General features: G+C 55.8%; 21 protein-coding genes and 1 other RNA gene. 10 read left to right on the plus strand and 12 right to left on the minus strand.

The features are described 5' to 3' along the window. Positions 1 to 164: 164 nt before the first annotated feature. Positions 165 to 353, plus strand: coding sequence for a YegP family protein (locus tag MC50_RS23970; protein WP_032687145.1), 189 nt, complete (start codon positions 165 to 167; stop codon positions 351 to 353). Positions 354 to 429: 76 nt separating this feature from the next. Here the strand turns inward: MC50_RS23970 and menI are convergent, their stop codons facing one another. Further along, positions 430 to 840, minus strand: a complete 411-nt coding sequence (gene menI, locus MC50_RS23975; protein ID WP_032687144.1) for a 1,4-dihydroxy-2-naphthoyl-CoA hydrolase — start codon at positions 838 to 840, stop codon at positions 430 to 432. Further along, positions 837 to 3,893 (minus strand): D-2-hydroxyglutarate dehydrogenase YdiJ, encoded by a 3,057-nt coding sequence (ydiJ, locus tag MC50_RS23980; RefSeq protein WP_047665095.1) that lies wholly within the window; start codon positions 3,891 to 3,893, stop codon positions 837 to 839. The genes menI and ydiJ overlap by 4 nt, the downstream gene beginning before the upstream one ends. Positions 3,894 to 4,263: 370 nt before the next feature. On the opposite strand from ydiJ, the gene ydiK reads away from it, so the two are divergent. Next, positions 4,264 to 5,388, plus strand: a complete 1,125-nt coding sequence (gene ydiK / locus MC50_RS23985; RefSeq protein ID WP_032687142.1) for an AI-2E family transporter YdiK — start codon at positions 4,264 to 4,266, stop codon at positions 5,386 to 5,388. Positions 5,389 to 5,560: 172 nt separating this feature from the next. After that, positions 5,561 to 5,668, plus strand: an RNA gene (gene rprA, locus MC50_RS23990) — antisense sRNA RprA. A gap of 134 nt (positions 5,669 to 5,802) precedes the next feature. On the opposite strand, the gene ppsA is transcribed toward rprA, so the two are convergent. Next, positions 5,803 to 8,181 carry a phosphoenolpyruvate synthase gene (gene ppsA / locus MC50_RS23995; protein ID WP_032697375.1) on the minus strand — a complete coding sequence of 793 codons (2,379 nt, stop codon included), beginning with the start codon at positions 8,179 to 8,181 and terminating at the stop codon, positions 5,803 to 5,805. Positions 8,182 to 8,522: 341 nt separating this feature from the next. Here ppsA and ppsR point away from each other — a divergent pair, with 341 nt between their 5' ends. The 3 genes from ppsR (at position 8,523) to hemP (ending at position 10,904) form a co-directional block, all read left to right on the plus strand. Beyond that, entirely contained in the window at positions 8,523 to 9,356 is an 834-nt protein-coding gene (ppsR, locus tag MC50_RS24000; RefSeq protein ID WP_004863318.1) for a posphoenolpyruvate synthetase regulatory kinase/phosphorylase PpsR, read from the plus strand. 155 nt (positions 9,357 to 9,511) lie between these two features. Further along, complete coding sequence (aroH, locus tag MC50_RS24005) at positions 9,512 to 10,558, plus strand: 3-deoxy-7-phosphoheptulonate synthase AroH (protein WP_047665097.1); 1,047 nt, start codon at positions 9,512 to 9,514, stop codon at positions 10,556 to 10,558. A gap of 166 nt (positions 10,559 to 10,724) precedes the next feature. Next, positions 10,725 to 10,904 (plus strand): hemin uptake protein HemP, encoded by a 180-nt coding sequence (hemP, locus tag MC50_RS24010; protein ID WP_046852335.1) that lies wholly within the window; start codon positions 10,725 to 10,727, stop codon positions 10,902 to 10,904. 40 nt (positions 10,905 to 10,944) lie between these two features. Here the strand turns inward: hemP and selO are convergent, their stop codons facing one another. From selO to MC50_RS24030, 4 genes are all read right to left on the minus strand, one after another. Then, positions 10,945 to 12,387: a protein adenylyltransferase SelO gene (gene selO / locus MC50_RS24015; protein WP_032687140.1), complete on the minus strand. Its 1,443-nt coding sequence runs from the start codon at positions 12,385 to 12,387 to the stop codon at positions 10,945 to 10,947. A 116-nt stretch (positions 12,388 to 12,503) separates the two neighbouring features. Next, complete coding sequence (locus MC50_RS24020) at positions 12,504 to 12,968, minus strand: NlpC/P60 family protein (RefSeq protein WP_004863328.1); 465 nt, start codon at positions 12,966 to 12,968, stop codon at positions 12,504 to 12,506. Positions 12,969 to 13,049: 81 nt separating this feature from the next. Next, positions 13,050 to 13,799 carry a vitamin B12 ABC transporter ATP-binding protein BtuD gene (gene btuD, locus MC50_RS24025; protein WP_047665099.1) on the minus strand — a complete coding sequence of 250 codons (750 nt, stop codon included), beginning with the start codon at positions 13,797 to 13,799 and terminating at the stop codon, positions 13,050 to 13,052. Then, positions 13,799 to 14,350 (minus strand): glutathione peroxidase, encoded by a 552-nt coding sequence (locus MC50_RS24030; RefSeq protein ID WP_047665100.1) that lies wholly within the window; start codon positions 14,348 to 14,350, stop codon positions 13,799 to 13,801. Before MC50_RS24030 ends, btuD begins: the two co-directional genes overlap by 1 nt. A 226-nt stretch (positions 14,351 to 14,576) precedes the next feature. Between MC50_RS24030 and MC50_RS24035 the strand changes: the two genes are divergently transcribed. After that, positions 14,577 to 15,377: a MetQ/NlpA family ABC transporter substrate-binding protein gene (locus MC50_RS24035; protein WP_032687136.1), complete on the plus strand. Its 801-nt coding sequence runs from the start codon at positions 14,577 to 14,579 to the stop codon at positions 15,375 to 15,377. A gap of 51 nt (positions 15,378 to 15,428) precedes the next feature. Here the strand turns inward: MC50_RS24035 and btuC are convergent, their stop codons facing one another. Both btuC and MC50_RS24045 read right to left on the minus strand, forming a co-directional pair. Further along, the gene (btuC, locus tag MC50_RS24040; protein ID WP_102990881.1) at positions 15,429 to 16,415 is read right to left on the minus strand and encodes a vitamin B12 ABC transporter permease BtuC; all 987 of its coding nucleotides are present in this window, start codon (positions 16,413 to 16,415) and stop codon (positions 15,429 to 15,431) included. A gap of 152 nt (positions 16,416 to 16,567) precedes the next feature. Continuing rightward, complete coding sequence (locus tag MC50_RS24045; RefSeq protein ID WP_047665102.1) at positions 16,568 to 18,001, minus strand: gluconate:proton symporter; 1,434 nt, start codon at positions 17,999 to 18,001, stop codon at positions 16,568 to 16,570. A 279-nt stretch (positions 18,002 to 18,280) separates the two neighbouring features. Here MC50_RS24045 and MC50_RS24050 point away from each other — a divergent pair, with 279 nt between their 5' ends. The 3 genes from MC50_RS24050 to MC50_RS24060 are packed head-to-tail and all read left to right on the plus strand — an operon-like array spanning position 18,281 to position 20,849. Beyond that, positions 18,281 to 19,204, plus strand: a complete 924-nt coding sequence (locus MC50_RS24050) for a LysR family transcriptional regulator (protein ID WP_032687133.1) — start codon at positions 18,281 to 18,283, stop codon at positions 19,202 to 19,204. Between the two features lie 14 nt (positions 19,205 to 19,218). Then, positions 19,219 to 20,499, plus strand: a complete 1,281-nt coding sequence (locus MC50_RS24055; RefSeq protein ID WP_223306671.1) for a D-amino acid dehydrogenase — start codon at positions 19,219 to 19,221, stop codon at positions 20,497 to 20,499. Continuing rightward, on the plus strand, positions 20,496 to 20,849 hold the full coding sequence (locus MC50_RS24060) for a RidA family protein (protein WP_102047553.1): 354 nt from the start codon (positions 20,496 to 20,498) through the stop codon (positions 20,847 to 20,849). Before MC50_RS24055 ends, MC50_RS24060 begins: the two co-directional genes overlap by 4 nt. Before the next feature lie 53 nt (positions 20,850 to 20,902). Here the strand turns inward: MC50_RS24060 and ihfA are convergent, their stop codons facing one another. The 3 genes from ihfA to pheS are packed head-to-tail and all read right to left on the minus strand — an operon-like array spanning position 20,903 to position 24,593. Further along, positions 20,903 to 21,202 carry an integration host factor subunit alpha gene (gene ihfA, locus MC50_RS24065; RefSeq protein WP_004102960.1) on the minus strand — a complete coding sequence of 100 codons (300 nt, stop codon included), beginning with the start codon at positions 21,200 to 21,202 and terminating at the stop codon, positions 20,903 to 20,905. Positions 21,203 to 21,206: 4 nt separating this feature from the next. Next, a complete protein-coding gene (gene pheT / locus MC50_RS24070; protein WP_032699512.1) occupies positions 21,207 to 23,594 on the minus strand; it encodes a phenylalanine--tRNA ligase subunit beta in 2,388 nt (795 codons plus the stop codon). Positions 23,595 to 23,609: 15 nt separating this feature from the next. Next, positions 23,610 to 24,593 carry a phenylalanine--tRNA ligase subunit alpha gene (gene pheS / locus MC50_RS24075; RefSeq protein WP_047665112.1) on the minus strand — a complete coding sequence of 328 codons (984 nt, stop codon included), beginning with the start codon at positions 24,591 to 24,593 and terminating at the stop codon, positions 23,610 to 23,612. Positions 24,594 to 24,634 lie beyond the last annotated feature (41 nt).

The raw sequence follows: 24,634 nt of genomic DNA on the forward strand, positions 1-24,634 counted from the left end.
TTAACTCCGTCCTCTTCGTTACGCACAAATATTTCGTACTTAAAATAGTAGCATAAGTAGCGTGAATAATTCATGAATTATATTTTTCGCCCCGATGACTTGCTGTATAAGCCGCGATGGTCTACATATCATGGTGTCGATGCTAATGCGCAAAGGAGTTAAGAATGGGGTATTACGTTATTAAAAAATCGGAGAAAAGCGTTTCCCAGCCATGGTATTTCCTGCTAAAAGCGGATAACCATGAAACCATTGCCACCAGTGAAATGTATTCCTCGAAGGAAGCGGCGAAAAAAGGAATTGCCTCAGTGCAGAAGAATGGTCCCACTGAAACGATTAAGGATGAAACACAATAAAAACTGCTGAATATAAGGGGGAAATATATTCCCCCTTATATTTGGATGAGAAGAATCTCAGCGCGCTGTGGCTATCTCAGACGACCGCCGTGGTCAGGCGCGAGGAGCAGCACAGGCGCCCCTGTTCATCAAAGATTTCAATCTGCCACACCTGATGGCGCGAACCGACATGCAGCGCTTTACAGACGCCCCTGACCCGGCCACCGCGCACCGAGCGAATGTGGTTGGCATTGACCTCCAGCCCTACCACCTTTTGCTCGCCTTCACTGCACAAATAGCCGGCAACCGAGCCCAGCGTTTCCGCCAGTACCACCGATGCTCCACCATGTAGCAGACCAAACGGTTGATGGGTGCGGCTATCCACCGGCATGGTGGCTTCGATGGTATCATCGGTGAAGCTATCAAAATGAATATCCAGCAGCCCGACCATATTGCCTTCGCCCATGCGGTTAAGCTGTTCCAGCGTTGTCTGACGTTTCCAAATCATCCAATAATCTCCAGCAGCGCCTGCAGCGGATGACGAACACCGCTGCCTTCAATGCGTTTCACCTGACTACGACAGGAATATCCGGTCACCAGGCAACGGTTGCGCGGTAAACGCTGGATCGCCTGTTGCCAGGAAAGCGCGTAGATATCCAGCGAGTTGGCATGGTTTTTTACCTCATGACCGTAGGTGCCGGCCATCCCACAACAGCCCACGCTGACGTTTTCCAGTTTCGCGCCGAAGCGCGCAAAAATCTCTGCCCACTGCTTCGGCGCCGCGGGCAGCGCCGTGACTTCCGTACAGTGACCAAACAGATACCACGCTTCGCCGCCATTCTCCTGTTCGCGAGCTTCCGGCAGCGCCTGCGGCAGCCACTCGTGCACCAGCATCACGCGGAAATCCCCTCGTTTGTCACCCAGAACCTGGTTGTACTCATCGCGATAGCACAGCACTAGCGCCGGATCGACGCCAACCATCGGCATGCCCAGCTGCGCCACGCGGTTGAGAAAATCTGCGGTTTTCTGCGCCGTACGCGCAAAGCGCGAGAGGAACCCTTTGATGTGCTGCGCCTTGCCGTTTGGCGAGAACGGCAGCAGTACCGGCTGGTAGCCTACTTTTTCAACCAGACGAACAAAATCAGCCACCACCTGCGCGTCGTAGTAGCTGGTGAACGGATCCTGCACCACCAGTACCATTTTGGCTTTCTGCTCAGCGCTGAGCATTTCCAGCTGCTCCAGCGTCATGTTTGCCGAGCGATGTCCCACCATTCTCTGCTTCAGCGACGGCGTCGAGAGCAGCGGCAGATCCACCATCCCGATGTGCTTCTCCGACAGCTTGCGCATCCACGGCTGGTTAATAAAGAAGTTGAAGGTCTTCGGCGCCTGGGCCATCAGCGGCGCATAGGATTCCACCGTTGCCACCAGATGATCGCGAACCGGCCGTAAATAGCGACTGTGGTAAAGCTGCAGGAAGCGTGAGCGGAATTCCGGAACATCGATTTTAATCGGACATTGGGTAGAGCACGCTTTACAGGCCAGACAGCCGGACATCGCCTCTTTGACCTCATGGGAGAAGTCATATTCCCCCTTGCGGGCGTGCCAGCTGTTGCGGGTCCGCGCCACCAGCGTACGCAGGCTGGCGCGTTTTTCCGGCAGATCTTTTTCCAGCTGATTGGGGTCGATGCCGCGATCCGCTAGCAGGCGCAGCCACTCGCGCACCAGCGTTGCGCGCCCCTTCGGCGAGTGGATACGGTGATTGCTGACCTTCATCGACGGACACATCGGGCTTTTAACATCGAAGTTAAAGCACAGGCCGTTACCGTTACACTCCATCGCACCGCGCCATGCGCTGCGCACCGCAATCGGGATCTGCCGATCCCAGGTGCCGCGCTTCACGGCATCCACTTTCATCATCGGCGCCTCTACGCCTTCCGGCGGACAGATTTTCCCCGGGTTAAGACGGTTGTGCGGATCGAACGCCGCTTTGACTTTGCGCAGCTCGCCGTAAAGTTCTTCGCCAAAGAATGCCGGACTGTACTCGGCGCGGAAGCCTTTGCCGTGTTCACCCCACAGCAGGCCGCCGTATTTGGCGGTCAGCGCCACGACCTCGTCGGAGATCTGTTTCATCAGCACTTCTTGCTGCGGATCGCACATATCCAGCGCCGGACGCACGTGCAGAACGCCGGCGTCTACGTGGCCAAACATACCGTAGCTCAGGCCGTGGCTGTCGAGCAGCGCGCGAAACTCGACGATATAATCGGCCAGATGTTCCGGCGGCACGCAGGTATCTTCCGCAAAGGGAATCGGCTTGGCGGCACCTTTGGCATTCCCCAGCAGCCCCACCGCTTTTTTACGCATCGCGTAGATGCGCTCAACGCCGTCCAGTTCGTTGCAGACCTGCCAGCCGATGACGCCCGCTTCGCTGGCGGCAATCAGCTCATCAAGGCGCTGACACAGCGTGGTCACCTGGTTGTCGATAAGCGCCGCGTCATCGCCGGCAAATTCGACGATATTCAGCCCCAGCATCTCTTTATCCGGGACATCGGTAATCAGCTCACTGACCGAATGCCAGACGATATCTTCGCGCGCCAGGTTAAGGACTTTTGAATCGACGGTTTCCACCGACAGCGCTTTCGCCTCGACCATAAACGGCGCGTTGCGCAGCGCGGAGTCAAACGAATCGTATTTGATATTCACCAGACGGCGCACTTTCGGCAGACGGGTAATATCGAGACGCGCTTCGGTGATAAAGGCCAGCGTCCCTTCCGAGCCGGTGAGAATACGGGTCAGATCGAACTCGCTCATGTCATCATTAAAGACGTGGCGCAGGTCATATCCGGTCAGGAAACGGTTAAGTTTGGGGAATTTATCGATAATGAGCTGACGTTGCGCTTTGCAACGCTGAAATACCGTCCGGTAAATCCGCCCAATCGCCGACTGTTCCCGGCTCAGTGTCTCCGCCAGGGCGACGGGCATCGCCTGGGTATCGAGAATATCGCCGCCCATCAGCACCGAACGAACGCCCAGTACATGGTCTGAGGTTTTGCCATAAACCAATGATCCCTGGCCGGAGGCATCGGTATTGATCATCCCGCCGAGGGTGGCGCGGTTGCTGGTGGAAAGCTCCGGGGCAAAAAAGTAACCGTACGGTTTAAGGTACTGGTTCAGCTGATCTTTAATTACGCCCGCTTCAACACGAACCCATCCCTCTTGCGGGTTGATTTCGAGTATGCGGTTCATATGGCGGGACATATCGACGATGATCCCCGCATTCAGCGACTGGCCGTTGGTGCCGGTGCCGCCGCCGCGCGGGGTAAAGACCAGCGATTTGAAGCGTTCTTCGGCGGCGAGCCGCGCCAGCAGGACGACATCTGCCGTCGAGCGGGGAAATAAAATGGCATCCGGCAGCAGCTGATAAACGCTGTTATCTGTCGCCATCGTTAGCCTGTCGGCATAGCTGGTGGCGGTATCGCCGGTAAATCCTTGCTGCTCCAGTACCTGCAAAAAAGTCAATACCAGTTGAACGACACCTGGTGCTTGAGAAATTTGTGGGATCATAATGCTTGACCCTGCCTGACTATGTTGTGTTGTAGAGATGTCATCCTTCAGACTGCCTCTTGTTGGCGCATTTGCTGCCGACTCCTTGCGTGAAGCTGACCCTTGCGGGCAATGCAAACCACGTTCACCACGCCGGGCAAAAAGAGCCTGAGAGCCGGGAGTCGATCGCCGCCTCGATGCGTCCGGATGATTTTGTGTATGGATAACTAAACGATTGCGTGGCGCAGTCAACTTTTTATCACATTTTTTTCATATGCGCCCGCCAGATTTATGTGCAAAATCAGGCCCGTGAAATTATTGATATTATTATCAGTATATGGATTTACGCGGCGTCAGCATTTTGACGCGACTGGAAAGGTAAAATTTCTTTATGCTTAACGATCGCCAACCCCGGGATATACCGCAAATTCTGCTGTCGGTACTGTTCTTATCCCTGATAATTATCTCCTGCCTGTGGGTGGTGCAACCCTTTATTCTGTCCTTCGCCTGGGCAGGCACCGTCGTCATCGCCACCTGGCCCGTTCTGCTGCGTCTGCAGCGTTTGCTGTTCGGTAAACGCGCCCTCGCCGTGCTGGTCATGACCGTGCTGTTGTTTTTACTGTTTGTCATCCCGATTGCGCTGCTGGTAAATAGCCTGGTAGATAACAGTATTCCGCTGATAAAACTGATCTCCACCGGGAATGTCACGCTGCCGGATTTCGCCTGGCTCAATAGCGTTCCGCTGATTGGCGACAAGCTCTACGCTGCCTGGCACGGCCTGCTGGATATGGGCGGTGCGGCCATTATGGCCAAAATTCGTCCCTATATCGGCACCACCACCACCTGGTTCGTCGGTCAGGCGGCGCATATCGGCAAACTGCTGGTTTATTGCGGGCTGATGCTGTTGTTCAGCGCTCTGCTGTACTGGCAGGGTGAGAAAGTCGCCTATGGATTCCGTTATTTCGCAACGCGTCTGGCGGCAAAACGCGGCGATGCGGCGGTCCTGTTGGCCGGTCAGGCCATTCGCGCCGTGGCGCTGGGCGTGGTGGTGACGGCGCTGGTTCAGGCGGTGCTCGGAGGGATAGGCCTGGCGATTAGCGGCGTCCCTTACGCCGCGCTGCTGACCGTGGTCATGATCTTCACCTGCCTGGTACAGCTGGGGCCATTGCTGGTCCTGGTCCCCTCGATTATCTGGCTCTACTGGACCGGAGATACCACCTGGGGCACGGTGCTGCTGGTATGGAGCTGCGTGGTGGGGACCATGGATAACGTTATCCGCCCGATGCTGATTCGTATGGGCGCCGACCTGCCGATGATCCTGATTCTCTCCGGCGTTATCGGCGGGCTGATCGCCTTCGGGATGATCGGCTTGTTTATCGGTCCGGTGCTGCTCGCCGTCTCCTGGCGCCTGTTTGATGCCTGGCTGCAGGAGGTTCCGCCGCCGCCGAAAGATCCCGATCAGGTGCTGGCGGAACTTGAAGCGTTAAACGTCAGTAATATCAACAGCGAAAAGTAAAAAATCGAGGCGGGGAAACCCGCCTTAATCATAAGAAAAACTGATAAAAATAATACTGTTCTCCCCCGTAATCCCCTCCCTCACGTTACGCAATCAGCATATTCTTCACACCTGTTTAACTATTGAGATGAATCTGATCGACGCAAAAAAAGGCTGTGTCTACTATTAGGGCACGGTTATAGATCAACACCTTGATTTATAAGCATGGAAATCCCCTGAGTGAAACAACGAATTGCTGTGTGTAGTCTTTGCCCATCTCCCACGATGGGCTTTTTTTTACTTCGTTGCCATTAGCCGCCGCGGCGCTATCTCCGCTTGTTTGCACGTACGGCTGTCAATAGCGGTCGGCACGCGCCGAAAATAAAAAAATCCCCGCCATTGCTGACGGGGATTGGGGGGATTTAAAGCGCGGGCTTACTTATTCAGTTCAGCCAGACCAAGCCAGGTTTGCACCACGGTATCCGGGTTCAGAGACAGACTATCAATCCCTTCCTCCATCAGCCATGCGGCAAAATCTTCGTGGTCAGAAGGACCCTGGCCGCAAATACCGACGTATTTGCCCTGCTTCTTCGCCGCGCGAATCGCCATCGACAGCAGCGCTTTCACCGCGTCATTACGTTCGTCAAACAGCTCAGAGACCACGCCGGAGTCGCGATCGAGGCCCAGCGCCAGCTGAGTCATATCGTTTGAACCAATGGAGAAACCGTCAAAGTGCTCAAGGAACTGTTCGGCCAGCAGCGCATTCGATGGAATTTCACACATCATAATGATTTTCAGCCCGTTTTCGCCGCGCTTGAGCCCCTGGCGCGCCAGCTCTTCTACCACCGCTTTCGCCTGGGCGACGGTGCGGACAAACGGCACCATGATTTCGACGTTACTCAGCCCCATATCGTTGCGCACGCGCTTCACCGCTTCGCACTCCAGCGCGAAACAATCGCGGAAGCTGTCAGAGACGTAGCGACCGGCGCCGCGGAAGCCGAGCATCGGGTTTTCCTCTTCCGGCTCATAACGCTCGCCGCCCACCAGGTTGGCGTATTCGTTAGATTTGAAGTCGGACAGACGCACGATTACCCGCTTCGGATAGAACGCCGCGCCGAGGGTCGCAATCCCTTCGGTCAGACGACCGACGTAGAACTCTCTCGGCGAGTCGTAGCCTTTCATCAACTCACGGATTTCGTTCTGCAGCGCCGGCTCCTGGTCATCAAACTCCAGCAGCGCGCGCGGGTGGACGCCAATCATACGGTTGATGATGAATTCCAGACGCGCCAGACCAACGCCTTCGTTCGGCAGACAAGCGAAATCAAATGCGCGATCCGGGTTACCGACGTTCATCATGATTTTCAGCGGCAGGTCCGGCATTTCCCCGACGCTTGAGCTCTTAATGCTGAAGTCGAGCAGTTCGGCGTAGACGTAACCGGTATCGCCTTCGGCACAGGAGACGGTCACGTTCTGGTTTTCCTGAATGCGATCGGTCGCGTCACCGCAGCCAACGACCGCCGGAATCCCCAGCTCGCGGGCAATAATCGCCGCGTGGCAGGTACGGCCGCCGCGGTTGGTGACGATCGCCGAGGCTTTCTTCATGATCGGTTCCCAGTCCGGGTCGGTCATGTCGGTGACCAGCACGTCGCCCGGTTCGATGCGGTTCATTTCACTGATATCGTGAATGACTTTTACCGGACCGGCCCCGATGCGATGGCCGATCGCGCGGCCTTCAGCCACAATCTGCCCTTGCGCATGCAGGGTATAGCGTTCCATCACCTGGCCGCGTGAACGTACGGTTTCCGGACGCGCCTGGACGATGAACAGCTCGCCGGTATGGCCATCTTTCGCCCATTCGATATCCATCGGACGGCCGTAGTGCTTCTCAATTTGCACCGCCTGCTTCGCCAGCTCCTGCACTTCCTCGTTGGTTAACGAGAAAATGTCACGCTGCGCCTGCGGAACGTCTTCGATACGCACCTGCTTGCCATGTTCCTGGGTCGGCGCGTAAATCATGCGGATCTTTTTCGACCCCATGGTACGGCGCACGATAGACGGACGGCCCGCCGCCAGCGTCGGTTTATGGACGTAGAACTCATCCGGGTTCACCGCGCCCTGCACCACCATTTCGCCAAGGCCCCAGGCGGAGGTAATAAATACCACCTGGTCAAAGCCGGACTCGGTATCAATGGAGAACATGACGCCGGATGAGGCGAGGTCGGAACGCACCATCCTTTGTACCCCGGCGGATAGCGCCACGCCGCGGTGGTCATAACCCTGATGCACGCGATAGGAGATCGCGCGATCGTTAAACAGCGAAGCAAACACGTGCTTCACCGCGACGAGCACGGCATCAAAGCCCTGCACGTTGAGGAATGTCTCTTGCTGCCCGGCGAAGGAGGCATCCGGCATATCTTCCGCCGTGGCGGAGGAACGCACGGCAAAGGAGGCCTCGGCATTATCCGCGGACAGCTGTGTATAAGCATCACGAATGGCGTCTTCCAGTTCGCTCTGGAACGGCGTATCAATGATCCACTGACGGATCTGGGCGCCCGCTTTCGCTAATGCGGAAACGTCGTCAATGTCGGTTTCATCCAGCAGTTCATAAATACGCTGGTTGACACCGCTTTGGTCCAGGAACTGATTGAAGGCATCAGCGGTGGTGGCAAACCCGTTCGGTACGGAAACACCCATACCGGACAGATTCGTAATCATTTCACCAAGGGAGGCATTTTTGCCCCCAACTCTGTCTACATCATTCATGCCGAGTTGGTTATACCAAAGCACCAGCGGTGACGAGCCATTGTTGGACATCGAGACAATCCTTTTGTGATTTAATACCAGTGATAAAAAACTCACGATCAACTACGGGATTTATCCTGACATATTTATGCGGCTGAAAAAAACGGTGAATCGTTCAAGCAAATTATTTTTCATTTTTTAGGATACTTTTCCCGATATAGCTAAGCTAATGATTCTGCTGAAATCTGCTGCAATAAGATACAAAATGCCGGCAAAATCGAAAACTGAACCATCCTTTTCATTAAAAATAAAAATACCGTTTCATTTTTAAAAGTGAGACAAAGCCTAAAGGGATATGCTTAAATTTAATTTCTCCTTTCAGATAATTAAACTCATTATACCGGATGGTCAAAATGGAAAGTGCTGTAGATCGCCACGTATTTTATATTTCTGACGGTACCGCCATTACGGCCGAAGTCCTGGGGCATGCGGTGATGTCGCAATTCCCGGTCGCTATCAGCAGTTTTACGCTGCCGTTCGTCGAAAATATCAGCCGCGCGCGGGCAGTTAAGGAACAAATTGACGCCATCTATCAGCAGACCGGCATCCGCCCGCTGGTGTTCTACTCCATCGTTATCCCTGAAATTCGCGATATCATTTTGCAAAGTGAGGGGTTTTGTCAGGATATTGTGCAGGCCCTGGTGGCCCCGCTTCAGCAGGAACTCCGGCTCGACCCGACGCCGATCGCGCACCGCACCCACGGCCTGACGCCGGGTAACCTCAACAAATACGATGCACGTATTGCGGCGATTGATTACACCCTCGCCCATGACGACGGTATCTCGCTGCGTAATCTCGATCAGGCACAGGTCATTTTGCTGGGCGTCTCGCGCTGCGGCAAAACCCCGACCAGTCTTTACCTGGCGATGCAATACGGTATCCGCGCGGCAAACTACCCGTTTATCGCCGACGATATGGACAACCTGATCCTCCCGGCCTCGCTCAAGCCCTTACAACATAAGCTGTTCGGTTTAACCATTAATCCGGAACGGCTGGCCGCGATCCGCGAAGAACGCCGTGAAAACAGCCGCTATGCGTCGATGCGCCAGTGTCGCATGGAGGTGACCGAGGTTGAGGCCCTGTATCGCAAGAATAAAATTCCGTGCCTGAATAGCACCAATTATTCGGTTGAAGAAATTGCAACTAAAATCATGGACATCATGGGGCTGAATCGAAGAATGTACTAACGAACTAGTGCATTGGAGAAAATTTGTTTATGCTATCGCCCGTGGCCTATACAGGATCATGACCTGCCCTTGCAATAAGCAGAGATTGGTTTATCGTGATGCGCATCACTTCCCGGCATTTTCGCCGCGGAAGAAACAGATTTTTTGAGACTCCAATGAATAAAACAGACGAATTGCGTACCGCGCGCATTGAAAGCCTGGTGACGCCCGCGGAACTGGCGCAGCGGCATCCCGTGTCTGCCGACGTTGCCGCACACGTTGCCGCCTCCCGCCGTCGGATTGAAAAAATCCTCAACGGTGAAGATCGCCGTTTGCTGGTGATTATCGGACCGTGCTCCATTCATGATACCGACGCGGCGATGGACTACGCGCGCCGCCTGCAAGGGATGCGCGAACGCTACCAGCCGCAGCTGGAAATCGTCATGCGTACCTACTTTGAAAAACCGCGTACCGTTGTGGGCTGGAAAGGGTTAATTTCGGATCCTGACCTTAACGGCAGCTATCGGGTGAATCACGGTCTTGAACTGGCGCGTCGGCTGCTGCTGCAGGTCAACGAGCTGGGGGTCCCCACCGCCACCGAATTTCTCGATATGGTGACCGGGCAGTTTATTGCCGACCTGATAAGCTGGGGCGCTATCGGCGCGCGTACCACCGAAAGCCAGATCCACCGGGAAATGGCCTCCGCGCTCTCCTGCCCGGTCGGCTTCAAAAACGGCACCGATGGCAATACCCGTATCGCCGTTGATGCCATCCGTGCCTCCCGCGCCAGCCATATGTTCCTGTCGCCCGATAAGCAGGGTCAGATGACCATCTATCAGACCAGCGGCAACCCGTACGGCCACATCATCATGCGCGGCGGTAAACAGCCGAATTATCATGCTGAAGATATCGCCGCCGCCTGCGATGCGCTGCGTGAATTTGACCTGCCGGAACAGCTGGTGGTTGATTTCAGCCACGGCAACTGCCAGAAGCAGCACCGTCTTCAGCTGGAGGTGTGCGCCGATATCTGCCAGCAGATTCGCGCCGGTTCCACATCGATTGCCGGCATCATGGCCGAAAGTTTCCTGCAGGAAGGCACGCAGAAGGTGGTTGCCGGGCAGCCGCTGACGCGGGGCCAGTCCATTACCGATCCTTGCCTGAGTTGGGAAGATAGCGAACGTTTGCTGGCCGAACTGGCTGCGGCAACCGCTACCCGCCTGTAGTCCCTGCCCCCGCCACGCCGTGGTGGGGGGAGTTTCTTTCCGCCTGGTCTGGCGCAACCTCCCCCCAAAAAACAGGGTTTTCACAAATAACGCTTGCCGTGAAAATTAACATTACTGATAATGATTATCATTGTTTCTTTTATTTTTATTTGGTGCTTTGACGCGTATGGATAACACTGCCACAGCAGAAAAAACAAAAGACAATGCCCCTTACCCCATCCCCACCGACCGTAAGATCAACAGCCGCACCTTACTCGGCGCTGAAGGTCGGGTGGTGATTGAACATGGCGGCCAGCGCTATTTGCTGCGCCAGACCCATGCGGGGAAACTGATCCTGACGAAATAGCCCCTCTCTGCCCGCGAGGACAGAGCAGGCCTGGGTAACGTCAGCTGGAGCAGCTTACTTCCAGACGCCTTCCCCAGTCGGGCGGACGGTTGATATAATCATCGTCCCGGTCTGCAAACGGCTGGCGTAATGCCTCATGCAGCCGCGCCAGTTCGCTCATCTCCCCTTGCTCTGCCTGCTCGATGGCCCGCTGTGCCAGCCAGTTTCGTAACACCAGCGCCGGGTTTACGCTCTGCATCTGCTGCTGGCGTTGCGCATCGTCGATCGGCTCATCGCGCAGACGCGCGCGATAGCCCGCGAACCAGCTATCGAAGGCCGCGCGATCGATGAACTCATCGCGCAGCGGCGACGCCGCGCTGTGTTGTTCACTCACGCTCAGCATGCGGAAAGTCCGGGTGTAATCGCTGCCTTCTCGTATCATCAGCGCGAACAGCCCATCCAGCAGGTCATTATCGCCTTTCTGCTGGGTGAACAGACCCAGCTTATCGCGCATACGACGGCCGTATACCGTCAGCAGAGCATGCTGGTAGCCATCCAGCGCGGCATTAAGCGCATCCACCGCAATAAACGGCGACAGCGACTGCGCGAGACGTTGTAAATTCCACAGACCAACCGCCGGCTGGTTTTCAAAACTGTAGCGGCCCTGATAATCGGAATGGTTGCAGATAAAATCGGGTTTGAAGTCGTCCAGGAAGCCGTATGGGCCGTAGTCCATCGTCAGCCCAAGAATCGACATATTATCGGTGTTCATCACCCCATGGGCGAAGCCTACCGTCTGCCAGCTGGCGATCAGCGTCGCCGTTCGCGTGACAACGTCACGGAACCATAAAACGTATTTATCAGCGTCATCAACCAGCTCTGGCCAATGGTGACGAATCACGTAGTCGGCTAGCTGCTGTACCTTTTCCGGCTCACGGCGATAATAGAAATGTTCGAAATGGCCGAAGCGCACGTGGCTTTCGGCCAGACGCATCAACATCGCGCCGCTTTCCAGCGTTTCGCGTTGCACGGGGGTATCGCTGGTGACCATGGCGAGCGCGCGCGTCGTCGGGATCCCCAGCGCATGCATGGCTTCCGAGGCCAGGCTTTCGCGGATCGTGGAACGCAGCACCGCTCGCCCGTCGCCCATTCGCGAATAGGGCGTCAGGCCGGCGCCTTTAAGATGCCAGTCCAGGCGACGCCCGTCCGGCAGCTGCTGTTCAGCAAGCAAAATCCCTCGGCCATCGCCAAGCTGGCCGGCCCAGGCGCCAAACTGATGGCCGCTGTAGACCTGCGCCAGCGGCGACATGCCGGGCAGCAGCGTTTCGCCTCCCCACACGCCGGCGCCCTGCGCCGGATGAAACAGCGCCTCGGGAATGTCCAGGGTTTGCGCCAGCGGCGCATTGTGCCAGATAAGTCGGGCATTTTTCAGCGGGGTGGGCGCTAAAGCGGTATAGAAATCCGGCAGTTCATCACGCCAGTGGGTAGTAAAAGACAGGGTCATGGTTCCTCCTCTCTCCAGTGTAGTGCCTTCAACACGGTATTAACACGGGAGAACCGCAGGGTTATCGACATAAAAAAAGGGAAGCCAACGCTTCCCCTTCGCCACGCCTTCCGTCGCTATATCCTGCGGGCCTGCCAGAACTTTTTATTCCAGTAGACGTTATCCAGGGAGGAGCGCGTCACGCCCTGGCTGGTCGAGGCGTGGATAAACTGATTGTCGGTATCGTAGATGCCCACATGCAGACCGCTGTCGCCGGACCCGGTTTTGAAAAAGACCAGATCCCCCGGTAACAACTCACTTTTATCAATTTTAGTGCCAATTTCTGCCTGATCGCGAGTTTCACGCGGCAGTTGCAGGGCAAACTTATCGCGGAAGGTCATGAGGACAAATCCGGAACAATCAACTCCGCGCGGAGACATACCGCCATAGCGATACGGCGCGCCCCGCCAGTTGCGCAGCTGTTCGTTCAGGTTTGCGATAACGGTAATGGAATCTGCAAGCCGCGGATTCGGCGGCGGCGCCCGGTGGCTACTGCAGCCAGCCAGAAATAGCGCCGTCAATAAAATGAACCACAAACGCATCTCAGACGATTCCTCTGTTCCTTATCAACTCGTCAGGATAATTTAGCTGGTTTATCAATGCACTGGCAAGGTTGCTTCGTGCTACTGTGACGCAACGAGCATAAAATGACCGGCGACCGCAATGCGCTGAAAAGGAATCGCATAGGCCGCGGTTAAATTTTCTTCGGTTAACACCGCCGATGTCTCACCGCAGGCAATGGCCTGCCCCCGGCAGATAAGCCAGGATTGATGCGCGTGTCGCAGGGTATGATTAAGATCGTGGCTGCTCATCACGACCGCCACGCCCGACTCGCACAGTTCACCCAGAACCCGGTCTAGCGCCGCCTGCTGCGCCACGTCCAGACTGTTCATCGGTTCATCCAGTACCAGCAGCTGCCCCGCCGGATTCGCCAGCGGATGAATCTGCAGAATGACCGCCGCCAGGCGTACGCGCTGCCACTCGCCACCAGAAATATGATTCACCTGGCGCCCGAGCTTATCGCTCAGGCCCAGCTTATCGGCAACGCTGCCGAGCAGTTCGCTTTGCCCACCATTTTGCAGATGCAACGACAGATAGTGCCATACCGGCATGGCAAAAGGCGGCATCTGGTGCTGGCTGAGGTAGGCCCGGTGACGCGCCAGCTCCTGTGCCGACCACTGGTCCAGTTTGCGTTCGTTAAGAATAACGTCTCCGGGCCCCGTCGTCAGGCCGGCCATTCGCATCAGCAACGTGCTTTTGCCTGCGCCGTTGGGCCCGACCAGATGAACCATTTCACCAGGACGCACCTGGGCGTTAAATGGCGCCAGACGCCCCGCCTCTTTGACGTCCCGCAGGTGCATCAAAAACGGCATTATTTCGCTAACGCCCCTTTAATCGCGGCCACCAGCAGCGGATCGTCGGGGGTCATATCCGGCGAGAAGCGCTGGATAACCTCGCCATCTTTGCCCAGCAGGAATTTTTCGAAATTCCACAGAATGTCGCCGACGTTGGCCGGCGCACGGCCTTTGCTGGCCATACGCTCGTAGAAACCGCTGCCTTCCGGCGCTACGGACTGCGGCGCGGCATCAACCAGCTGCTGATAGAGCGGATGACGGTGCTCGCCATTGACATCAATTTTGCTGAACAGCGGGAAAGTGACGCCGTAGGTGGTGCTGCAGAAGGTTTTAATCTCTTCTTCGCTACCCGGCTCCTGCCCCAGGAACTGATTGCACGGGAAGCCAAGCACGGTGAAGCCGTCATTCTCAAGATCTTTTTGCAAGGTCTCCAGCTGCTCATACTGCGGCGTCAGGCCGCATTTTGACGCCACGTTCACGATCAGCAGTACTTTGCCCGCGTAGTCCGCCAGCGTTGTTTTTTGACCATCAATCGTGGTGACTTCAGTATTCAGAATATCGTGTTGCATAGCCTTCCCTCCGTCCATCAAATGGATTTCTGATTTAAGGTGATCCCTATCTACTGTAGCGGATTCACGGGCGTTCATTGTACGTCTAATCGGCTGCCAGGAATACCGCACCGTACCCGCCGCGAACATGAATTCCTCTCAATATGGTCAGCAGACAATTCAGTGTACAGTGTTAAATGGATGTAATAGCCTTTTGTTATGGACTAATTTTGAGAGAGTTTTATAGATGAAAAAGTTGTTAAGCTCGGTGTTAATCGCCACATCGGTAGTGTTGTTATCGGCCTGCTCTCCAGACGATAACAACAAAGTTAAGGTGGCGATTAACACCGGTCCGGATGAAGCCATCTGGAAAGTGGTTGAGCAGGTGGCGAAGGATAAATATCACCTCGACGTCGAGGTTATCTCTTTCAATGATTACGTGCTGCCCAATGAAGCGTTAAATAATAAAGACGTCGATGCTAACGCCTTCCAGACGCTGCCCTATCTTGAGGCACAGTCGAAAGAGCGCGGCTACAAATTTGCCATCGTTGGCAAAACGTTTGTCTTCCCGATTGCCGCTTATTCACGCAAAATTAAACATATCAACGAGCTGCCGGACGGCGCAACGGTATCTATCTCTAACGAAACCACGACCTTAGGCCGCAGCCTGCTCCTGCTGCAGGCGCAGGGCTTAATCAAACTGAAAGAGGGCGTGGGCTATTTGCCGACATCGCTGGATATTATCGACAACCCGAAACATTTGAAAATTGTTGAAGTCGATACGCCGCAGCTGACCCGTACCCTCGACGATCCGAACGTCGCGCTGTCGATTATTAACACCAACTTCTCCGCGCAGGCAGGTCTCTCCGCGGCCCGCGATGGTTTATTTATGGAAGGACCGGACTCTCCGTATGTGAATGCCATCGTTTCACGTGAAGAGAATAAAGACAGTAAAAAGATTCAGCAGCTGAAAGAAGCCTTCCAGACCAAAGAGGTCGCAGATAAAGCCATGGAAGTATACAAAGGCGATGCGATCAAAGGCTGGTAAGCCCCAGCTCCCCTCCCTGGCGCAGCGATAATGGCTGCGCCAGTCCACCGCTTATTGCGAATGCGCGGATTTCAGCAGTAGCCAGATGAAGACCGGCGCTCCCAGCGTCGCGGTGACCACGCCGATCGGTAATTCCGCCGCCGACAGCGCCAGGCGGGCAATGATATCGGCGCCGAGCAGCGCACTGGCGCCGGCAAGCACACAGGCCGGAAGCAGCACCCGATGATCGCTCAAGCCGCATAAGCGCAGAATATGCGGTATCACCAACCCAATAAATCCAATTGCCCCTGCCAGCGCCACGCTCACGCCAACCAGCCAGCCTGTCGCCACGACCAGCAGCCTGCGCCAGAGCCAGAGAGGCAGTCCCAGCTGACGAGCGGACACTTCCCCCAGCGCCAGGAGATTCAGCGGCTGTGATTGCAGACACGCCCAGATAAGCACCGGCAACAGCGCCAGTATCAGCCACAGCTGCTGCCAGTCCACGCCGCCAAACCCGCCCATCATCCAGTACATGAGCTGACGCAAATCGAAAGAGGTGGAGAAATAGACCGCCCAGGTCATCAACGCGCTACAGATAATGCCGAGCGCGACGCCCGCCAGCAGCAGACGGCTGGTTGACAGATGCCGCCGGGCAAAACGCAGCAAAATAAAAGTAATCACCAGCGCGCCGGCAATCGCGCACAGCCCCAGCGCCCCCCCCGGCAGATAGCCTTTGCCCAGCAGCACCGCGGCAATTAATCCCACGCCAGCGCCGTTGGAGACGCCCAGCAGCCCCGGTTCCGCCAGCGGGTTTTCGAATAATGCCTGCATGATCGCCCCGGAGAGTGCCAGCGCAGCGCCGACCAGCAGAACGGCCAACGTACGCGGCAGACGAATCTGCCAGATAAACAGCTGCCCTTTGGCGCTGAACCACTCCTGCGGACCAATCCACTGGTCTCCGGCGCAGAGACTGACGGTCATCATGGCGAGAAGCAGCAGCAGTAGTGCAATAAGCCAGCGCCGGCTGCGGCGCTGTTGAGTTTGGGCAAAGGTCAGCATAATTTCCGTATTGCCAGAAAGAGATGCCGTTGATTTTACGGTGGCGACAGAGGTGAGAAAAGCAAAACCTCCCGCAGAGGAAGAGATAACCGGATGATCCACTGACCATCACGGCGAGACATCGGCCTCGCCGCACTGAGCAGAATGGCCTCTTACACCAGCACCTGAAACAGCAGAGCGAAGAGAATAATGTTAGCAATCACGATAGCCCAGCCGTTATAGAGCATGTATTTGAGATGGGTCGACTGCGCCAGCCCCATCTGCCCAAACATATCCGAAGAGGGGAACGGGCCAAACCAGTCCACCTGCGATGAGGCCAGCAGAACCGCAGTGGTTCCCTGCGGCGGGACGCCAGCGGCCATCAGCATCGGGCCAAAAATCTTGTGGGTAAAGGTCATCTGCGCTACCGCCGCGCCGGGAACATGGCCAATGATATTGAAGGCGAAAATACAAAAGCACAGCCAGGCCGGGGAGATCCCCTCCAGCAGCGGCTGGGTGTAATCCAGCAGCCCCTGATAGGCATGGAGCCCATCCATCAGTTCAAGAATCGGGTTATAGAGCCAGTAGAGGATAAACATCCACACCAGACGGCCGCAGCCGTGATACAGCGCCTGCAAAATCTGCGTAGGCCGCAGGCCGCCGACCAGCCCGGTGATCAACGCCACCAGCAGCATCACAATAATCGCGAAGCTAAAGCCGGCTTTTATCACCACGCCCACCACCGCCATCACGATAATCGTTGCCGCAAACGCCAGCGCGCTGAGCTTTCTGCGCTTTGAAACGGCGGCACTCGCTTGTTTCTGCGTTTTTTCAGCCAGGTCAACTTCATACCGCAGCTTCCCTTCGGTCATCTTCTGAATGCGCCCCGCCATCAGCCAGCCGGCCAGCAAAGTCACCGCACTCATTGGCAACCCGACATACAGTAAATAGTCCGGATAGCTGAGGCCGCCGAGCTTGAGAATCGTCACGGTACTCGGCGTAAACGGCCCGGTAAAAAGCCCGATGGAGCCGGCGGTCATCATCAGCGCCGCCACCGTCGGCGGCGTCAGCCTGACCGCCGCGGCAACCGGAATAATCACCGCCACGATGATCGCATTTCCCCCGGCCATGGTCCCCAGGGCGCCGCAGATTAGAATCGACGAAATGACAATACCCAGTTTAACCCGGGTCTGACTCGACAGACCGATACGATGAACCACAAATTTCACCAGTTCCACCGCAGCGCCGGTACGGGTTGCCACTTCTCCGACACCGGCACCGAGCATAATGATTAACCCGACGGTGGCAATGAAAGAGCCGGTCGATTTTGCCAGCATCGTTCCCATTTCAGGCAAGCCGGTCGAGGTCATAATCATCGCAATAATAATGGATGAGATCACCGCCAGCACAATATCTACCCCGACGAGCGAGAGGATGGCGAGGGCGACAAGCGGTGTAAAACTCAGCAAGCCGAGTTCGGCGGCGGGCCGTCCATGGCACCAGAATGCCGTCACTAAAAACAGCCCTAATAACAGGCCAATAATAATATTTTTTCTGGTGATATTCTGTCTGGTTAGCGGGTTGCCAGAGAGCGTTGAGTCACTCATATAACTCCTTGATGCCAATAAAACCGGCCGCTATTGGGGCGCGGTGTATTCGGGCCTGCTCAGAAAATATCCCCCCTCGTTATAATTTGTTGGCTTCGTTGCCTGAGGGTGTATGTAGGGACAACAGGTATTGTTCTGAGAATCGGATTATCCGCCTGAAGGCGGCGCAGTCAGCTCAATAAGTCAACAGCTCGCTGATTGCGGATTAAATTTATGTTAAGTTAATGTTATTAGAAAATGACTTTTTATCTGGCCTCTATAACCCTGAGTTAACTCCTCATGAAACTGCGTCACCTGGAAATCTTCCACGCCGTGATGACTTGCGGCACGCTTTCCCGAGCAGCAGAATCGCTCAACATCTCTCAACCCGCCGCCAGCAAAGCGCTAAAAAACGCCGAGCAGAAGCTGGGTTTTAAACTTTTTCAGCGGGTACGCGGCAAGCTGCTGCCTAGTAGCGAAGCGCTGATGCTGTTTGAAAAAGCTCAGAATATTTATCATGATCTCGATAACCTGCGCCTGCTCGCCGATAACCTGGCCCGCGATCCCAGAGCCAAAATTAGCCTCGGCTGTCTGCCGAGCCTTGGGTTGAGTCTGGTCCCGGAACTGGTCACTGATTTCTACCAACAAAATGCCAATCTGGTGATGACACTCACCACCGAACACACTGAGACATTGGTCAAAAAATTGGATCTGCGCGAGATAGACCTGGCCCTGACGCTGCAGCCCGTCCAGCAAGGGGAGATCACCAGCACCGCCATCGCTGAGGTCCCGCTGGTGTACATTGACCGCGACTATCGTCAGGGAGAGGTGGTGATTGAGGAGATTGACCAGCAGCGGTGGATCTCGCCCGGACCGCACTCTCTCTCCGCGGCCATTGCGACCCGACGTGATTTTTCGACGACCCGTCTGAACGTGCAGACCTACTACATGGCCACCGAGTTTGTGAAGCGCGGCATGGGATGCAGCATTACCGATATTTTTTCCGCCCGGCATAACCTGGCGCCGGCGATGATTCATCCGATCGCGCCGCCGATGATGATCACCCTGTGTTTACTGCGTCGGGCAGATGTTTCACTCAGCCCGATCAGCCAGAAGTTTGTCGATTTTCTCTGCATCCGGCTCCGCCAGCAGCTGCAGGAGATTAACCTGGAGTTATACCCTGAACATAAAAAGTCAATTGCGCCGCAGAGGCAAATGCTTTGACATAAAGCCCATGCATTTATCAGCGGTGGGTTTATCAGGTTATGAAAAAGCGCATTGTCATTATCGGCGGCGGTGTTATCGGGCTGGCAACGGCTTATGAGTTAATCAAGAGCGGTCATCAGGTGCAGTTGCTGGAGCGTCAGGCGAAGCCGGGTCTGGCAACCAGCTTTGCTAACGGCGGGCAGCTTAGCTACCGGTATGTGGCCCCCCTGGCCGATCGTGGCGTTCCCCTGCAGGGGATGAAATGGATGGGTAAAGCCGACTCGCCGCTCAATATGCGTTTGAAAATGTCGCCGGGGCAATGGCGCTGGCTGCTGCAGTTTCTCCGCGCCTGTAATAGCCAGACGAATAAGCTCAACGGCGATCATATATTGCGCTTGTCGCTGCTCAGCCGTCAGGTGATGCAGGAGTGGCTGACGGCGGATAATCTGCACGACTTTCACTGGCGGCGTTCCGGGAAATTGATCGTTCACCGTCGGGCATATGATTTTAATAAAGCCGCCAAAGGCATTAGCCCGCAATACCAGCAAGCGTTAAATGCCGACGACTGTATTCAGCTTGAACCGGCGCTGAAATATATTCGCCCTTCGCTGCAGGGCGGTATTTATTCACCCGGCGATGAGACCGCCGACTGTCAAAAATTCTGTCAGGCGCTGCTGGAGAAACTGCATGCCAGCGCCAGCTTTACTCTGACCAGCCATTGTGAGGTGCTGCGCCTGAATAAAAAAGGCGCCCGCATTGATTCTGTCGATACCCGTCAGGGAACGATAGTCGGCGATGAGTACATCGTGGCGGCAGGAAACGGCAGCGGCCCCCTGCTGGCCGGGACCGGTATTCGCGTGCCGCTGTGCGCTTTGAAAGGCTACAGCCTGACGCTCCCCTACCCCACAACGCCCGGGATTGCCCCTGATATCAGCGTAACGGATTACGGCCATAAAGTGGTCTATGCCCGGCTGGGCGATCGGCTGCGCATTGCCGCCATGGTCGATATTGGCTACGACGGCGATCAACTGCGCCCCGAGCGTATCCAGGCGCTAAAAAAGATCGTGACCCGCAGCTTCCCTGAGTTACAGGGGGTTGAGGATGCAGAGGCCTGGTGCGGTATGCGCCCTTCAACCCCCGCGGGGCCCCCTCTGCTTGGTCGTGCCGGGTATCAGAACCTGTGGATGAACCTCGGTCAGGGTAGCCTTGGCTTTACTCTGGCCGCCGGCAGCGCGGTGGTTCTCGGCGCGCTACTCAACGGCGCTAGTCCCGCCATTTCTTTAGAAGGTCTGACATGGGAACACACAGCATGAAAATAGAACGCCATCATTCGCAGCCCCGCCTTTCCGCCAGCGTCGGGTACGGCGATCTGATCTTTTTATCAGGGCAAACCCCGGTCGGCAGCGATGACGATATCCGCCAGCAAACCCGGGAGGTTTTAGCGAAAATTGACGCGCTGCTGGCCGAAGCAGGCAGTGATAATCGTCATATTCTGTCTGCTCAGGTGTGGCTGAAGACGATGGCGCGTGATTTTGCCGGGTTTAATGAGGTCTGGGTCGCCTGGATGCCGGAAGGTCACAGCCCGGCACGCGCGGCTGTCCAGGCGGAAATGGCACGCCCTGATATCCTCGTCGAGGTGATGGTTACGGCCGTAAGAAGTTGATTTACGCCACAAAAGAAAAAGGCCGCATCAGCGGCCTTTTTAGTTAGTTCAGATTATTTGTCTCTGGGCGAAGCGTTTTCGACACGGCTTTTAAGTTTCTGACCGGGTCTGAAGGTCACCACACGCCGGGCTGTAATGGGAATATCTTCCCCCGTTTTCGGGTTACGACCCGGGCGTTGGTTTTTATCCCGCAAATCGAAGTTGCCGAACCCGGAGAGTTTTACCTGTTCTCCGTTTTCCAGAGCACGACGCACCTCTTCGAAAAACAACTCTACCAGCTCTTTGGCATCCCGCTTGCTAAGCCCAAGCTTATCAAACAGATATTCTGACATTTCAGCTTTTGTAAGCGCCATAGGTTCAATCCCTCAATGATGCCTGGAATCGCTCTTTTAATGCCTCTACACATCTGGCAACGGTAGCGGCAATCTCCTCTTCTTCGAGTGTACGGCTGGTATCCTGCAGGATGAGGCTAATCGCAAGGCTCTTACTGCCTTCCGCTACCCCTTTACCACGGTACACGTCAAATAAGTTTACGCCAACTACCTGATTTACGCCAACTTTCTTACACTCTGTCAAAACATCGGCTGCAGGTACGTTTTCCGCGACGACAACGGCGATATCACGACGGTTCGCCGGGAAACGAGAAATCTCGCGCGCCTGAGGCACCACGCGGTCTGCAAGCTTGTTCCACTCCAGTTCGAACGCTAAAGTCCGGCCGTTCAGATCCAGTTTACGTTCCAGTTCAGGATGAACAACCCCAATGAAACCAATACGTTCACCTTTCAGATAAATCGCGGCCGACTGCCCCGGATGCAGTGCGCTGTTCGCTTCTGCGCGGAATTCGATATCCGCTAATTTGCCGGTCAGGTCGAGAATGGACTCCAGATCGCCTTTCAGATCGTAGAAATCAACGGTCTCTTTTGCCAGATTCCAGTGCTCTTCGTAGCGGTTGCCACAAATCACACCGGCCAGCATCACGTCCTGACGAATCCCTAGCGGGGCCTGGGTATCCGGAACAAAGCGCAAACCGCTTTCAAAAATACGCACGCGGCTCTGCTGACGGTTCTGGTTATACACCACCGTACCCAGCAGGCCGGTCAGCAGCGACAGACGCATTGCCGACATTTCGCTGGAGATAGGACTTGGCAGAATCAGGGCTTCTTCACCCGGGTGAATCAGCTGCTGCACTTTCGGGTCAACAAAGCTGTAGGTGATCACTTCCTGGTAGCCTTTGTCGTTAAGCAGCGTTTTTACACGTTTCAGCGACAGATTAGCTTCGCGGTGGGTACCCATAATCAGCCCCGCCTGCACCGGACGATCGGGAATGTTGTTATAGCCATACACGCGGGCCACTTCTTCGACCAGATCTTCTTCGATGGCAATATCGAAACGCCAGCTCGGGGCAACCGCCTGCCACTCATCGTTGCCCGCGGTCACTTCGCAGCCCAGGCGCGTCAGAATATCGCTGACCTGAGCATCATCAATATGATGGCCGATCAGGCGATCCAGTTTGCTACGACGCAGGGTAATGGTCGCCGCCTTCGGCAGCGCAGCTTCGTGGGTCGCATCGATAACCGGACCCGCTTCGCCGCCGCAGATATCGATCAGCAGGCGGGTTGCACGTTCCATCGCTTTATACTGCAGCGCTGAATCCACGCCGCGCTCATAGCGATGTGAGGCATCGGTGTGCAGACCGTGACGACGCGCGCGGCCGGTGATGGCCAGCGGGCTGAAGAAGGCGCATTCCAGCAGCACGTTCTGCGTTTCGTCATTGACGCCAGAGTGTTCACCGCCAAAGATGCCGCCCATAGCCAGCGCTTTGTGATGGTCGGCAATAACCAGGGTATCGGTATCCAGTTTGGCTTCGGTGCCGTCCAGCAGAACCAGTTTCTCACCCTCTTTCGCCATACGGACCACGATCCCACCGTCGATGCGGTCGCAATCGAACGCATGCATCGGCTGACCCAGCTCGAGCAGCACGTAGTTGGTGACGTCAACCACCGCGTCGATGGAGCGAATCCCGCAGCGACGCAGTTTCTCTTTCATCCACAGCGGCGTTGGCGCTTTAACATTGATACCTTTCACCACGCGGCCCAGATAGCGAGGACAGGCGTCCGGCGCTTCAACGGCAATCGGTAGCGTATCGGTAATGGTGGCGGCAACGGGGGTAATCTCCGGTGCGTTCAGCGGTTCTTTATTCAGAACGGCCACGTCGCGGGCGACACCGATGATACCTAAGCAGTCCGCGCGGTTCGGCGTGACGCTGATTTCGATAGTGTTATCGTCCAGCTGCAGATATTGACGAATATCGGTGCCAATCGGCGCATCCGCCGGCAGTTCGATAATTCCGCTATGATCGTCGGACACGCCCAGCTCAGAAAACGAGCACAGCATCCCTTCGGAAGGCTCACCGCGCAGCTTCGCGGCCTTAATTTTGAAGTCGCCAGGCAGCACGGCGCCGATGGTTGCTACGGCAACTTTCAGCCCCTGACGGCAGTTTGGCGCCCCGCAGACGATGTCCAGCAGACGTTCGCCGCCGACATTGACTTTCGTGACGCGCAGTTTGTCGGCATTCGGGTGCTGACCGCACTCAACCACTTCTCCCACAACCACGCCGTTGAAGCTACCGGCAACCGGCTCAACGCCGTCCACTTCGAGACCCGCCATGGTGATCTGGTTAGCCAGCGCTTCGCTGTCGATCGCCGGGTTAACCCACTCGCGTAACCACAGTTCACTGAATTTCATTATTCTGTCCTGCCCTTATTTAAACTGTTTGAGGAAACGCAAATCGTTTTCGAAGAACGCACGTAAATCGGTCACGCCGTAGCGCAGCATCGTCAGACGCTCCATCCCCATGCCGAAGGCAAAACCGGAGTAGACTTCCGGATCGATGCCAACATTACGCAGCACGTTCGGATGCACCATCCCGCAGCCCAGCACTTCCAGCCACTTGCCGTTTTTACCCATCACGTCAACTTCCGCGGACGGTTCGGTAAACGGGAAGTAGGATGGACGGAAACGAATCTGCAGGTCTTCCTCAAAGAAGTTATTCAGGAAGTCGTGCAGCGTCCCTTTCAGGTTGGTGAAGTTGATATTGGTATCAACAATCAGACCTTCCATCTGGTGGAACATCGGCGTGTGGGTCTGGTCGTAGTCGTTACGGTAAACGCGACCCGGCGCAATAATGCGGATCGGCGGCTGCTGGTTTTCCATAGTGCGAATTTGCACGCCGGAGGTTTGGGTACGCAGCAGACGCGTCGCATCAAACCAGAAGGTATCGTGATCGGCACGTGCCGGGTGGTGTCCCGGAATGTTCAGCGCATCAAAGTTGTGGTAGTCATCTTCGATTTCCGGACCGGTCGCGACGGTGAAGCCAAGCTCGCCGAAGAAGTTTTCGATGCGATCGATGGTACGGGTCACCGGATGCAGACCGCCGTTTTCAATACGGCGACCCGGCAGAGAGACATCGATAGTCTCTGCGGCCAGACGCGCATTCAACGCTGCGCCTTCCAGATCCGCTTTACGCACGTTAAGCGCCTGCTGGACCTGCTCTTTCGCTTCGTTGATGACCGCACCAGCCGCCGGACGCTCTTCTGGCGGCAGTTCACGCAGGGTTGTCATCTGAAGGGTCAGATGCCCTTTCTTCCCCAGGTATTCCACGCGGACGTTGTCCAGCGCGGCAACATCTGATGCCTCATTAATGGCTGCCTTCGCACTGGCAACCAGCTCTGCGAGATGTGACATGGTTTTCCTCATTATGTCGGTGCAGACACCGGTTATGGTCA

This window comes from Klebsiella planticola (assembly GCF_000783935.2).
GTDB lineage: Bacteria > Pseudomonadota > Gammaproteobacteria > Enterobacterales > Enterobacteriaceae > Klebsiella > Klebsiella planticola.